Raw genomic sequence first — 12,761 nt, 5'->3', positions numbered from 1 at the left:
GCCATGACGACGTCCACGATCACCGTTCGCCATATCCGCCCGCTGGTGTTTGCCGTCGTGGCGTCGGCTCTGTTCGGCGCCACAGCACTGCGTGCCGAAGAGCCGCCATTCGTCGGCACCTGGTCACTCGATCCCGCGCAGTGCACGGTCGGCCAGGAAAACCGCGAAGCGCCGCTCATTCTGGCGAAGGATCGCTACGACCAGCACGAGAGCCATTGCGTTTTCAAATCGGTGCAGCAGGTCGAAAGCGACTGGACCATTGCAGCCACGTGCACGATCGAAGGTGACGAACTCGACTACGCGTTCAGTCTGACCGTTTCAGGCGACACACTGACATTCACCGACAGTGCGGGCGCCCGCGACTTTCTTCGCTGCAAGTAATCCGGTGCAGCAGTAAGCAGCGATGTATCAGCGAGCGTTATTCGGCGTTGAGCGGTGCAGCACGGCGGGCGCGTAGCCAATGCACGATCTCGACAACCGCCCAAAGCGGCAGCGCAAGTATCAGCACCGGCACGGTGAAGAACAGCGCGTATCCTTGCATCGCCAGAAAATAGAGCGCCGGTTCGATTTCCAGCCCGCCGATTGCGCACGTCTGGCTGGCGCCTAGATTGAAGTCGCAGCCCGCCATGGCGACAATCATATCCGCCAGTAGCGTGCAGATAAACGGCAGCACACAGATGGCCACGATGATCATCATGATCCAGCGAAATATTCGCATTTGACTTGGCCCCGCGATCGTTCAGTGCGCCGCCAATAGTAATCGCAATTTCTCGCAAAGCCGCTGCGGCCTAAATCGCAATTTATCGAAAATTATTCCGGTCAGCGTCACGGAACATTCTGACCTTGGCGAGCTTGCTCTGTCATCGGATTGCCTACAGTCAAGGATGCGCGCCATGGTCAACAAATGGTCGAAGGACGTCACCGAGCACGATCATCCCTATGATCTGCCTCCCGGCATTTTCAAAGCGGCTGATCCCGATGTCATCGCCGCCGCGCTTCAGCACTCCGCCGAAGATCCGCAGCGCGACACGAAGGATCCCTATCGTACTGCGATGTCCATGCTGGATTTCTACATCAATCGCGCCGGCAAAAATCTGGACGACAGCGAGATGGCTACGCTGGAGCAGGCCAAGGCAGCACTGCGCAAGCGCTTCGGCAAGTCTGCGCACAGCTGACGCTCGGCCGCTAAGCCGCTTAGCGAGATCGCTGTCTACAGCCAGCACTGCGGGCCGTCAGCGGCCCGGGCGAACTGCCACGTTCACCTGTGCCACGTTTGACATCGCACCGGCGCGATCTGCGACGACGACTGCAAATCCGGCGCGCTCCGCGCCCGTGCCGTCGTGATGAAACAGCACCGAGCCTTGCTCAAGATCAGCCTGGGTAAAGTTGGCGACCGGCTGCGCGGGATCGGAAGCCAGCACGACATAGCCGTTCAGCACCTCGGACACCGTGAAGGTCAGATCCTCGGCGCGGTCATCGGGGTCGAGTGCAGACAAATCCTGCAGCGTGATGCGAGCGGTTCTGCCGCGATCGACGGAGAGGTCGAGATCGCCGGCAATGGAAGGCGGAATGTTGCGCACCTCGGCAGTCAACGCGCCGCCAAGCTCCATACCGAGCTTGCCGTATTTTACATTGCCGGCCACGTCGCCCGTTGCACGGATGTTGATCACCTCGCGCACGTGGATCTCGCCCTGCAATTGACCATGCACCTCCGCCGAACCGGCTTTGATGCGCCCGAAGCAGCGGCCGCCTTGCTGCACGATCAGCTTGTCGGTGAAGACATCGCCTTCGATGTAGCCGAATACTTCGATGCGACCGGCGTTGCGGATTTCGCCCTTAAGGAACGTATCTTCTCGAATGATGATGACGCGCGACTTGTCTTCCACGGGTCGACCTGCTCCCAATGGCATCGAGCGATCGGTCCGATGCCTTCCCCCGATCATGAAGCATTTTGAATAAGCCACGCTGACGACAGATCCGAGGACGAACGCTGCACGAGGTTAAACGCGCCGCGCATCGCGATGCTGACGCTCCAGCCCCGCGGCTGCGGTCGCGGAACCCTGAGACGCCAACTCCGATTCCACCAGCGGCGATAGAAGCGTCCGGGCAACACTGGGCGTAATCCACAACACTGTGCGCCCCAGCGCCTTGAGAATGACAGCCCCCAAGCGCAGCTTACTGAGGAAATCGGCCTTTGGTCGCTGGCCCATCCGGCACGCGCCAGCCAGCCAGCCGGAAATTAGAGGGATCTCGTCATGTTGAAGTTCCTGCTCGCCACCGCCGCAGTCAGCCTTGTTGCGTTGACGCCCGTTATCGCATCCGCCAATCCGGCGGTTCCGCGTGGCGCCAAGGACTGCAAAGGCTTCCGCGCCGTAGGCAGCGGCCTGACCGAAAGCATTGCCACGCTGATGGCCACCCAGGGCGCCGTCAACGTCGCTTCCAATCGCGGCTACACGGTTATTGGCGAAGCGAAGCTGCAATCCTGCACCTCAGCCGGCATCTTCGGCGTGGAATGCGCTGCAACTTCATATGCCTGCCGGCTGCCGCAGTAAGCCATTGGCTGGAGATTGGGGTAGGCGCGACGGAAACGCTGCGCCTGTTCCGTTTCCTGCATAAGCGTCTAGCACAAATTAGCAATTATTAACACATAATTGCTTGCTTGTTGTATTGTAGCCACATAATGTTCAGTGGTCTGCGTAGGTATCGAGCTCGCCACCGCCATGCTCTCACCATCTGACCCAGTATCCGCAAGCACCCGCCGCACTGGAACGCGGGAATCCGATGCCAACGGCAGCGCGGCTGAAGTCCGGCGTCTGGCCAAAGGTGAGGTGCTGTTCCGCGCTGGCGAACTGCGCACCCACGTTTTTCGGGTTGAAGAAGGCGCGATTTGCATCTTCACCTCCGGCGCTGACGGCACTGCCGATGTCATCGAGTTTGCGTTTCCAGGCGACATCGTCGGCCTGGGCTATCTCGACCGGCACGCCTGCTCCGCCCAGGCCAACATCCCTGCAACCGTTCGCTGTATTCCACGGGCTGCTATGCCAGCGCCGCAGAACAAAACCGACGCTGCTGGCGCACCCGCGCCCCTCACCGCCGCGATCGAACGCGAAGTCTCGCTGCTGCGTAATGCGGAGGCCCGTGCCGCCAGGCTGCCGGACGTCGCTGGCCGCCTCGCCGCCCTGTTCGTCACCATCTCCCGCTGCAATTCCTACGAAGGCCGCGATCCAACCTTGATTGCGGATGATCTGAAGTGCGGAGTCGTCGCCGGATATCTCGATCTGGACGTCAATGAGCTGGCCGCTACGCTACGGCTGCTCGAAAAGGCAGGGATCGTCGCTGCGGATGGGTCCGGATTGCGCATCCGGGACATCGCCGCGCTTGAACGGCTTGCCGACGGCCAATCGCTTCGCTGACGGGCTGCTTAACACCGCCAGCACCACTGACTCACACAGCAGCAGAGCTATCCCGGCCACGGATTGGCCACAATCGACACCAGCAGCGCTGTCCCCGCGTGCAATTCCCCCGCAATAAATGGTAACGCTGCGGCATCAGCAAAGCGGGGGACGACCATGACAGCGACGAACAACGCGGCGGAGCTGCCACTGGGCCGGACCGGCAGCGCGACGGTCCGTGTCGTCGAAACGCTTATGGCGCCGCATATGGGCAGCGGGCGCGCACCCGTTTTCGCCACCCCTGCGCTCGTCGCACTGATGGAAGCAGCCGCCGTCGATTGCGTTGAAAGCGCACTGGATGAAAGCCAGGAGACGCTAGGCATTCATATCGACGTCGAGCACATCGCCGCTACGCCGCAGGGTATGGAGGTGACGGCCCGCGCCGAGCTGATCCAGCGCGATGGCCGCAAACTGACTTTCGCACTTGAGGCGCGCGACGGACGCGAATTGGTTGGCCGCGGCCATCACACACGCATCATCGTCGACAGCGCGCGTTTTCGCTCCAAGGTGCAGGCCAAGGGCGCGGCCTGACGCGACACCCAGCTGCGCGCGGAAGCGCATTGGCGCACCAAGCCGTGCGAATGCACCGCGCACCGATACGTCCACATTGCTTTCAGACTGAAGTGAAGCGCTTCGTCTTCTCAGGCGCGGCGGGCAAACAGCTCGCGCAGCGCCGCGATACCAACAAGCGCCCAGCCAAGCATCATGGTCGAGCCGCCGATGGGAGCAGCCATCGGGAATAGGCGGTCGCCGCTCAGCGTCCGCATTGCGATGTCGCCGGAGAATAACGTCACACCAACGAGCATGACGAAGCCCGCGAGTAAAAAGATGCACGACCTGTCGGCGCGCAATGCAACCGCCACGACGCCCAGCACCGCAGCGGCATGCATGATGAGGAAGTGCGCAGGTATCGTCAGGCCGGCGGTATCGCCACCGTGAGCACCCATCGCCGCCAGCGCCACGCCGGCAGCTCCGGCCAAACCGGCGAAAAGTACAAGCAAACCGGCCTGCGTATTCATCCCACGCGTTCCTCAATGTGAGCTTAGAGCCGTCTCGCCGCCGTAGGCTCGCGAGACAGCTCTAGCATTTATTTTTCGGTGCTTCTTATCGGAAAACCGGTACCCACTTTTCCGGAAGCACTCTTCTGGTCGTGCTTCTTATCGGAAAACCGGTGACCACTTTTCCGGAAGCACTTAGGCGTCAGCGCCAACCTTCACCGAGACCATGCGATCTGGATCCTGCACCGGCTCGCCGCGCTTGATCTGATCGACATTCTCCATGCCCTCGATCACCTTGCCCCACACCGTGTACTGGCGATCCAGGAAGGTTGCATCATCAAAGCAGATGAAGAACTGGCTGTTGGCGCTGTTGGGGCTCTGGGCACGGGCCATCGAGCACACGCCGCGCACATGCGGCTCAGCGTTGAATTCAGCCGGCAGGTTCGGATACTCGGAGCCGCCCGTGCCAGTGCCGTGCGGGCAACCGGTCTGCGCCATGAAGCCGTCGATCACGCGATGGAACGCGATGCCATCGTAAAAGCCTTCGCGGGCCAGCTGCTTGATGCGCTCGACATGCTGCGGGGCAAGGTCGGGGCGCAGTTCGATCACGACGCGGCCCTTCGTGGTTTCGATGATCAGCGTATTTTCCGGATCGGCTGCCATGGAAGGTCTCCGTTGCTTTTCTGATTGATCTGTTGGGGGGAAAGGTTCGTGGCAGGGCTTAAACCTGAACCGCAGCCACTGCAATGGCGAATGCCAGCGCAGGTGAGACAGCACGTGCCGCCTGCAAAGACCGGAGAAGACAACGCATTACCTGCCACTAGGGTTGCGCAACAGATCGCGATTATTGCGCCTGCATGGGCGAATAGCCCAATGACGGCACGCTGCGGGAACAGAGCCCACCCTTAGCATCGCGACGCGACACACCCTATCGACCAGCAATACGGCCATAAAAAGCAAAAAGGGCCGCAGCAATCGATCGCTACGGCCCTCAATCACAGCATCAGTATCAACGGCGCGATCACTTCGCGTCGGATTGCAGATAGACTTTCTTCATCGTGTCGGGGTTGGCCGGCGGCTCGCCCTTGGCAACCTTGTCGATGTTGTCCATGCCCTCAATCACCTGACCAAACACCGTATATTGGCCGGTGAGGAACGAGCAGCCGTCGTCGGTGAAGCAGATGAAAAACTGGCTGTTGGCGGAGTTGGGATCGCTCGTGCGCGCAGCGCCAAGCGTGCCGCGCTTGTATGGCTCTTTCGAAAATTCTGCAGGCAGATCCGGGTGGTTCGAACCGCCCATGCCGGTGCCGGTGGGATCGCCCGTCTGCGCCATGAAGCCGTCGATCACGCGATGGAATTTAACGCCATCGTAGAAACCTTCCTTGGCAAGCTGCTTGACGCGCTCGACATGCTTGGGCGCCAGATCCGGACGCAGCTGCACCAGCACGTTGCCGTCCTTCGTCTCGATGACGAGAATATCTTCCGAACCTGCGGCGTTGGCCTGCCCCGTCAAGGCCGCTCCGGCCATCATGCAAACCGCTACGGCCAGACACTTGTACATTCGCATGGCGCTGTTTCTCCGCTCGCTGCCAAAGGTCTCGCTGGCAGCTCCAGGCGGCCGGCCGCGCATTCTTAGCGTTTCATACCGGCCGCGCAACTTCCCGCTGCGGCAGACATCGACGGAGCATGTTCCAGCGCTGTGTCGCCGCGCATATGGTTCAGCAAGCGTTAACCGCCGACCCGCTGCGCCAGCTTCTGCGCCACGGCCGCCGACACGAACGGCGCAACGTTGCCGCCCATCAGTGCAATCTGGCGCACCAGACTGGAAGCGACATGGCGCACCCCAGGCCCTGCCGCAATGAAGACGGTTTCGACATCCGGCGCCATCTCGCCGTTCATGCCCGCCATCCGCATCTCGTAGTCGAAGTCGGTGGCATCGCGCAGTCCACGCACGATCACTTGCGCGCCCGCTTCACGCGCTGCATCGACAGCGAGGCCGCCGAACGTGACGATGTCGATCGTTGTGCCGGTTCGTGCCGCGATCGATGCAACATCGCCGCGCAGCATGCCGATGCGCTCATCGGGCGAAAACATCGGGCGCTTTGCATCGTGTGTGCCGACGCCCAGCACCAGGCGATCAACCAGCCGGCACGCACGCGCGATGATATCCGTGTGTCCCAACGTCACCGGGTCGAAGGAGCCGGGATAAAAACCGATGCGTTCCATGGCCTGTTGTGTTCCGTTGTTCGCGGTGGCGCGCACGCCCACAACAGTCATATCGCGCCGACGCGACTTTGAACAACCGGCCCACACAAAAAAGGGTGAGCCAGGGCACTGCAACAGCCCCGCTCACCCAGTCAACCGTCTCTCAGCAACGACGGTAATCAACGCGCACAACCAACGCCAAAAGCGTTACTTCAGCGGCACCTCAGCAGTGCGTGCGCCGAAAATGTCCTCAAGATTGAAGCGGTAGCCCAGACCCGCGCTGACGATCCACGGATCGACATCAATGTTGCCCGACAGGACGTTGCCGCCGGTATTGATCTGCCACGACGTATCGAGCCACGTCTTTTTCACGTCGGCGTTGAGATACCAGCCCTGGCCTATTTCGACGTCAACGCCAGCCTGCAGCGTGAAGCCCCAGGCGTTATCGATATCCATCGAACCGCCCAGCGCCTTCGATTTGGTATCGAAGAAGGCGATGTACTGAACGCCGGCGCCGACATAGGGCTTCAGACCGGCAACCGGATCGAAGTGATATTGCAGCGTCAGCGCCGGCGGGAAGATCCACGTCGAAGCAATGTCAGTGCCCGCAAGCGCGCCCTTGCCATCGACATCGAGGTTCGCGAAGCAGCAGAACAACTCCAGCGCCACGTTCTTGTTGAAGAAGTACGACAGCGTCAGTGCCGGAATGATCTCGTTCGGCACATCAAGGCTGCCGGATGCAAACGTCGGCACGCCATTCACTGAAATAGCGCCCGCGTCCGTATCGGGCAGCACTCCGGTCGCCAGCACGCGCACCATGAAGTTGCCGGTGTTGTCGCCTGCTTCAGCCGGCATCGCCCCGGCGATCACTGTCGCCAGCGAGGCAGCAGCCACTGTCGCCATCGTGGCGGCGCCGAGCATCAAAGCCTTCAATCCCATTATTCCGTCCCCCATTCCAAACGGGGCCATCTGCGCATCGCGTCACGACTCATCGGCCCATCGTGAGCGAGCGTTCGTCCTAACCGCGCGTTTTTCCTATCGCTTATCGAAGCCTCAAGCTGATGCCTGTCAGCCCGGTGTACGCTCCGGACAGCGCTGTGGTGAGACCGCAACAAATCCGTTGATCGGGATCAAAACCCCCTGCGGCGGCGTGGCCACTTCCCGATTCACCAAGGCGCGAAGCCCTTTGACGGCGATCAAAGCCAACTTGCGCCTTTGCACGGACACTGTCCGCGCATGACCATGATTTTACAAAACGCCATGTCCGAAACCGTAAACCGCGATCGCGCTGGCGAGTTGCCGGTCGCACGGCTGACAGGAACTGACGCCGCTCTTCGCGAGCACGCAACGCCCGTGCGGGTGCGCAGGCGTCAACGCCTGGCGCTCGATCAGCCGACGCCCGATACAGTTTATATCGTACGCTCAGGCCTGCTCGGAATCGAGGCTGCTATCGCGGGCAAGCCTCGCCAGCTGCTGGAGCTGTTTTATCCCGGTGACATTATTCGCCGTTCAAACATGCCGCCGCTTCCTCACGCGACGTTGACGGCGCTGAATGTCTCCGAGGTCTGGCGTTTGCCTGCGCGCGGCTTTGAGGCATTGCTCACTGCCAACGCCGACCAGAATGCCAGCATGCAACGCCGCCTTGGCGAACAGCATGCACGCGCATCGCTGCACGCCTCCATCATCGGCGCCCTCTCGGGCGACGAACGGTTCGCCTCGCTGCTGATCGAACTGGGGCTGCGCATCGGCCTGCGCGGTGCTGCCGGCATCGGCATCGACAATCCGCTCTCGCGCACCGACATCGCCGATTATCTGGCGCTCAATCCAGATACGCTGAGCCGCATCACGTCGCGGTTCCGCGCCCGTGGCCTGTTGATCCATCTCGGCAGCGGACAGATATTGCTGCCCAATTGGGAAGAGCTGTGTGCAGCTAGCCCCATCGCGACGACGCTGCAGGCGCTTCACACGCCCACGCTTGGCTGAGCAGCCAGCAAGCGGCCCGATCCGACACTGAAATGAAAAAAGCGAAGGCCCCAGCCTTCGCTTTTTTGTTTTCATCCCGTCACAACGAGCCGTGCAGAACTCGGCTGGCGACAGCCTATCCCCGCCCGCTTATTCCGTTGCGGGTGGAGGCGTATCGCCCGTCGGCGGAGCAGCAGAACCATCATCGTTGGCGTTGGGGCCACCGTTATCGCCGCCCGTTTCACCGTTGTCGTCGTCGTTCTCGCTGCCGTCGTCCGGAATGTGCTCAACCGAAACGACCTTTTCGTCAGCGTCGGTTCTGAAGATGCGCACACCCTGCGTATTGCGGCCGGCGATGCGCACGTCATGCACCGGGCAACGGATCAGCTGTCCGGCATCCGTCACCAGCATGATCTGATCCGTATCGGCGACCGGGAACGACGCCACCAGCGGCCCGTTGCGCTCGTTCATGACCATAGCGACGATGCCTTTGCCGCCACGCCCCGAGGTCCGATATTCATACGACGACGAACGCTTGCCGAAGCCACGCTCCGACACGGTAAGCAGGAACTGCTCCTTGGCCGAAAGCTCCGCAAAGCGCTCCGGTGTCAGCTCGGCGTTGCCCTCGATCACTTCCTCTTCCGCATCCGCTTCAGCATCGTTCTCGACCACCTCGACGGCATCGTCAGCGACATCATCACCCTGCGCACGGCGCAGCATGTTGGCCTGCTTCAGATAGGCCGTCCGCTCGGAAGCATCGGCATCGACGTGGGTCAGCACCGTCATCGAAATGACGCTGTCGCCATCATCCAGCCTGATGGCGCGCACGCCATCGGAATCGCGGCCCTTGAACAGACGCACTTCATCTTCCAGCAGGAAGCGGATGCAACGGCCCTTGGCGGTTGTCAGCAGCACGTCATTTTCGGGCGTGCAGATGTTCACCGATACGATGGAATCGCCATCGTCCAGCTTCATCGCGATCTTGCCGTTGCGATTGATGCTCTCAAAATCGGTCAGCGCGTTGCGACGTACCCGGCCTGAGCGCGTGGCAAACGCAAGCTGCAGCGTGCCCCAGGTCTCGGCATCCTCCGGCAGCGGAAGAATGGACGTGATGACTTCACCCTGCGCCAGCGGCAACAGGTTCACCAGCGCCTTGCCCACCGCCTGCGGAGTTGCCGCCGGCAAGCGCCACACCTTCATGCGATAGCACATGCCGCGCGATGAGAAGAACAGCACCGGCGTATGCGTCGAGGCCACGAACAGCGTCGTGATAACGTCTTCATCGCGCGTGCCGGCGCCAGAGCGACCCTTGCCGCCACGGCGCTGCGCCCGATAGGTGCCGAGCGGAACGCGCTTGATGTAACCCTTGTGCGAAACGGTAACGACGCAGTCTTCGCGCTGGATCAGGTCTTCGTCGTCAACGTCGCCCTCGATGTCGAGGATCTCGGTCTTGCGCGGCGTAGCGAACTCATCGCGGATCGCCGTCAGCTCGCCCTTGACGATTTCCACCACGCGCAGACGCGAAGCGAGAATGGCGAGATATTCCTTGATCTCTTCGCCCAGCTTTTTCAGCTCATCGCCAATTTCATCGCGACCCAGAGCGGTAAGGCGGGCAAGGCGCAGCTCGAGGATGGCCTTGGCCTGCTCTTCCGACAGGCGGTAGGTGCCATCACTGGAAACCGTGTGGCGAGGATCGGCGATCAGCTCCACCAGCGGCGTGATGTCCATTGCCGGCCAGGCGCGTTCCATCAGCTGTTCGCGCGCAACGGCCGGGCTCGGCGCAAACCGGATCAGCCTGATGACTTCATCGATGTTGGCGACAGCAATGGCGAGGCCCACCAACACGTGCGCGCGGTCACGCGCCTTGTGCAGCAGGTATTTCGTGCGCCGGCTCACCACCTCTTCGCGGAAGTGCGTAAAGGCTTCGATGATGTCCTTCAGGTGCAACTGCTCGGGGCGGCCGCCGTTGATCGCCAGCATGTTGGCGCCGAACGTCGTCTGCAGATCGGAATAACGATAGAGCTGGTTCAGCACCACATCCGCAACCGCATCGCGCTTAAGCTCGATGACGATGCGCATGCCTTCGCGGTTGGTTTCGTCCCAGATGTCCGCAATGCCCTCGATGCGCTTCTCGCGCACCAGATCGGCGATTTTCTCGATCAGTGTCTTCTTGTTGATCTGATAGGGGATGGCGGTGACGATCAGCGCCTCACGATCCTTGCGGATCTCCTCCACCTCAACCTTCGCCCGCATCAGGATCGAGCCGCGGCCCTTGTGGTAGGCCGACAGGATGCCGTGGCGACCGATGATCAGCGCGCCGGTCGGGAAGTCCGGGCCCTGGATGATCTGGCACAGCTCATCGATCGTGATTTCCGGATTGTCGAGATGGGCCAGACACGCGTCGATCACCTCGCCCAGATTGTGCGGCGGGATGTTCGTCGCCATGCCGACGGCAATGCCGCCCGCACCGTTGACAAGCAGGTTCGGAAACTTCGCCGGCATCACCGACGGCTCAAGCAGACGGTCGTCGTAGTTGGGCTTGTAGTCGACCGTTTCCTTGTCGAGATCGTCGAGCAGGTACTGCGCAATCTTCGACAGGCGCGCTTCGGTATAACGTTCGGCAGCGGCCGGATCGCCATCCACCGAGCCGAAGTTGCCCTGGCCGTCGATCAACGGCACGCGCATGGAGAAATCCTGCGCCAGACGCACAAGCGCATCATAGATGGCGAGGTTGCCGTGCGGGTGGAAGTCGCCCATCGTGTCGCCCACGACCTTGGACGACTTCATATGCTTCTTGTTCCAGTCGAGGCCGAGGCGCTGCATTGCATACAGGATGCGGCGGTGCACCGGCTTCAGGCCGTCGCGCACATCGGGCAGCGCACGGCTGACGATAACGCTCATCGCATACTCAAGGTATGAGCGCTTCATCTCTTCGGAGATCGAAATAGGGCGAATATCGCTCGGCTCGGGCTTGCCGGGCGTCTTGTCGTCGGTGTTATCGGCCACTGTGGTTTGCTATCCGCTTCAGGGCGAGAGGCGCACCGCTAAAGGTGCGCATCGGCATAGAAATTCGGCGCAATGATACCCCATCGGCCAGCGTGAAAGCAATGCGCGCAACGTCTCGCGACTTTTCCGCCTTAGGATAATTTATAACGCCGTTTCAGTGACTTACGTGAACCCACATATTCCTTCGCCCCCGCATTCGGGCTGACTTGTGGACGCCACATGTAGGGTTTACATGCCTAATCGCGCGCGTTGGTTAATCAACCGCAGCGCCCGAATGCTGCAAAACACGGCATCCGGCCCCCATAGCGAAGGAGATTTTGATGCACAAAGGCGTGTTGGGATTGGCGGCCGCAGCGGTTTTCTGGACCCTGCCGGCATTGGCCCAGACGGCCCCCGCTCCCCAGGATGGGTTTCTCACCGCTCAGGGCGAGAATCAGTACCTCGCCAGAGATCTTCTGCTCGGCGCCAAGGTGCACAACGGCGATGGCGCCATCATTGGCGACATCGAGGATCTGATCCTCAATGGCGACAATCAGGTTGAAGGCGTCATCATGGGCGTCGGCGGTTTTGCCGGCTTCGGTGAGAAGCGCATCGCCGTGGCGCTGCCCGCCCTCGTCATCAAGCACGAGAACGGTCTCGTGAACGTCTCTCTGCCGCAGGCCACCAAAGAAACTTTGGACGCTCTGCCGGAATTCCAGCGCAAGCAGCCAGCGAAGTCGCTGATGGATCGCGCCATCGAAAAGGCCAAGGAGCTTTCTGACAAAGGCACCGTAACCGCCAAGGACGCCTACGAGCGGGCCAAGGAAGAAGCCGGCCCGGCGATGGAACGCGCTGGCGAAGCGGCCAAGAAGGCATATGACGCGGCCAAGGAGGCTGTTGCTCCAGCTGCTACCGAAACGCCGGCAACCGAAGCCGCTCCGGCGGCCCCGACGGAAACACCTGCCGCGACGCCGCCAGCTACGCAACAGCCTGCACCGGCTGCCCCGGCGGAAGCTCCGGCCGCTCCAGCTGAAACGCCAGCAACGGAAGCGCCGGCAACAGACGCTCCGACAACACCGGCGCCATAAACTCAGCGCTCAGAACATCGGATGCGTGACCTGCCTCGCAGATCACGCATCCACCCTGCCCCGGCGACATC

The 12,761-nt window shown here is 61.4% G+C and carries 16 protein-coding genes; 7 read left to right on the top strand and 9 right to left on the bottom strand.

Translation table 11 applies throughout. The annotated features are described in order from the left end of the window. Positions 1 to 3 precede the first annotated feature (3 nt). A complete protein-coding gene (locus C6Y62_RS14950; RefSeq protein ID WP_173954584.1) occupies positions 4 to 381 on the top strand; it encodes a hypothetical protein in 378 nt (125 codons plus the stop codon). Between the two features lie 37 nt (positions 382 to 418). On the opposite strand, the gene C6Y62_RS14945 is transcribed toward C6Y62_RS14950, so the two are convergent. Next, positions 419 to 718 carry a hypothetical protein gene (locus C6Y62_RS14945; RefSeq protein WP_173954583.1) on the bottom strand — a complete coding sequence of 100 codons (300 nt, stop codon included), beginning with the start codon at positions 716 to 718 and terminating at the stop codon, positions 419 to 421. Between the two features lie 175 nt (positions 719 to 893). Here C6Y62_RS14945 and C6Y62_RS14940 point away from each other — a divergent pair, with 175 nt between their 5' ends. Next, on the top strand, positions 894 to 1,175 hold the full coding sequence (locus C6Y62_RS14940) for a DUF3175 domain-containing protein (protein WP_157066552.1): 282 nt from the start codon (positions 894 to 896) through the stop codon (positions 1,173 to 1,175). 57 nt (positions 1,176 to 1,232) lie between these two features. On the opposite strand, the gene C6Y62_RS14935 is transcribed toward C6Y62_RS14940, so the two are convergent. Then, positions 1,233 to 1,886 carry a polymer-forming cytoskeletal protein gene (locus tag C6Y62_RS14935; protein WP_245281779.1) on the bottom strand — a complete coding sequence of 218 codons (654 nt, stop codon included), beginning with the start codon at positions 1,884 to 1,886 and terminating at the stop codon, positions 1,233 to 1,235. Positions 1,887 to 2,000: 114 nt separating this feature from the next. After that, positions 2,001 to 2,210: a hypothetical protein gene (locus tag C6Y62_RS14930; protein ID WP_173954582.1), complete on the bottom strand. Its 210-nt coding sequence runs from the start codon at positions 2,208 to 2,210 to the stop codon at positions 2,001 to 2,003. A gap of 45 nt (positions 2,211 to 2,255) precedes the next feature. Here C6Y62_RS14930 and C6Y62_RS14925 point away from each other — a divergent pair, with 45 nt between their 5' ends. The 3 genes from C6Y62_RS14925 to C6Y62_RS14915 all read left to right on the top strand — a co-directional run bounded on the left by C6Y62_RS14925 (position 2,256) and on the right by C6Y62_RS14915 (position 3,983). Next, positions 2,256 to 2,552 carry a hypothetical protein gene (locus C6Y62_RS14925; RefSeq protein ID WP_173954581.1) on the top strand — a complete coding sequence of 99 codons (297 nt, stop codon included), beginning with the start codon at positions 2,256 to 2,258 and terminating at the stop codon, positions 2,550 to 2,552. A gap of 168 nt (positions 2,553 to 2,720) precedes the next feature. After that, a complete protein-coding gene (locus C6Y62_RS14920) occupies positions 2,721 to 3,413 on the top strand; it encodes a Crp/Fnr family transcriptional regulator (RefSeq protein ID WP_173954580.1) in 693 nt (230 codons plus the stop codon). A gap of 156 nt (positions 3,414 to 3,569) precedes the next feature. Next, on the top strand, positions 3,570 to 3,983 hold the full coding sequence (locus tag C6Y62_RS14915; RefSeq protein WP_068459190.1) for a thioesterase family protein: 414 nt from the start codon (positions 3,570 to 3,572) through the stop codon (positions 3,981 to 3,983). Between the two features lie 110 nt (positions 3,984 to 4,093). Here the strand turns inward: C6Y62_RS14915 and C6Y62_RS14910 are convergent, their stop codons facing one another. The 5 genes from C6Y62_RS14910 to C6Y62_RS14890 all read right to left on the bottom strand — a co-directional run bounded on the left by C6Y62_RS14910 (position 4,094) and on the right by C6Y62_RS14890 (position 7,594). Further along, positions 4,094 to 4,471: a DUF423 domain-containing protein gene (locus tag C6Y62_RS14910; protein WP_173954579.1), complete on the bottom strand. Its 378-nt coding sequence runs from the start codon at positions 4,469 to 4,471 to the stop codon at positions 4,094 to 4,096. 174 nt (positions 4,472 to 4,645) lie between these two features. Next, entirely contained in the window at positions 4,646 to 5,113 is a 468-nt protein-coding gene (locus C6Y62_RS14905) for a peptidylprolyl isomerase (protein WP_173954578.1), read from the bottom strand. Positions 5,114 to 5,471: 358 nt separating this feature from the next. Then, complete coding sequence (locus C6Y62_RS14900; RefSeq protein WP_083509405.1) at positions 5,472 to 6,017, bottom strand: peptidylprolyl isomerase; 546 nt, start codon at positions 6,015 to 6,017, stop codon at positions 5,472 to 5,474. A gap of 161 nt (positions 6,018 to 6,178) precedes the next feature. Then, complete coding sequence (gene coaD, locus C6Y62_RS14895; RefSeq protein ID WP_246274765.1) at positions 6,179 to 6,727, bottom strand: pantetheine-phosphate adenylyltransferase; 549 nt, start codon at positions 6,725 to 6,727, stop codon at positions 6,179 to 6,181. A 135-nt stretch (positions 6,728 to 6,862) separates the two neighbouring features. After that, positions 6,863 to 7,594 carry an OmpW/AlkL family protein gene (locus C6Y62_RS14890; RefSeq protein ID WP_246274763.1) on the bottom strand — a complete coding sequence of 244 codons (732 nt, stop codon included), beginning with the start codon at positions 7,592 to 7,594 and terminating at the stop codon, positions 6,863 to 6,865. A gap of 321 nt (positions 7,595 to 7,915) precedes the next feature. Between C6Y62_RS14890 and C6Y62_RS14885 the strand changes: the two genes are divergently transcribed. Then, positions 7,916 to 8,638 carry a Crp/Fnr family transcriptional regulator gene (locus tag C6Y62_RS14885; protein ID WP_173954577.1) on the top strand — a complete coding sequence of 241 codons (723 nt, stop codon included), beginning with the start codon at positions 7,916 to 7,918 and terminating at the stop codon, positions 8,636 to 8,638. Positions 8,639 to 8,767: 129 nt separating this feature from the next. Here the strand turns inward: C6Y62_RS14885 and gyrA are convergent, their stop codons facing one another. Continuing rightward, positions 8,768 to 11,623: a DNA gyrase subunit A gene (gyrA, locus tag C6Y62_RS14880; RefSeq protein ID WP_173954576.1), complete on the bottom strand. Its 2,856-nt coding sequence runs from the start codon at positions 11,621 to 11,623 to the stop codon at positions 8,768 to 8,770. A gap of 320 nt (positions 11,624 to 11,943) precedes the next feature. Between gyrA and C6Y62_RS14875 the strand changes: the two genes are divergently transcribed. Next, positions 11,944 to 12,690: a PRC-barrel domain-containing protein gene (locus tag C6Y62_RS14875; RefSeq protein ID WP_173954575.1), complete on the top strand. Its 747-nt coding sequence runs from the start codon at positions 11,944 to 11,946 to the stop codon at positions 12,688 to 12,690. Positions 12,691 to 12,761 lie beyond the last annotated feature (71 nt).

This window comes from Hyphomicrobium sulfonivorans (assembly GCF_013306565.1).
GTDB classification, from domain to species: domain Bacteria; phylum Pseudomonadota; class Alphaproteobacteria; order Rhizobiales; family Hyphomicrobiaceae; genus Hyphomicrobium_A; species Hyphomicrobium_A sulfonivorans.
Note: the sequence above shows the minus strand (reverse complement) of the source record. Positions and strands in the feature narration are given on the sequence as shown.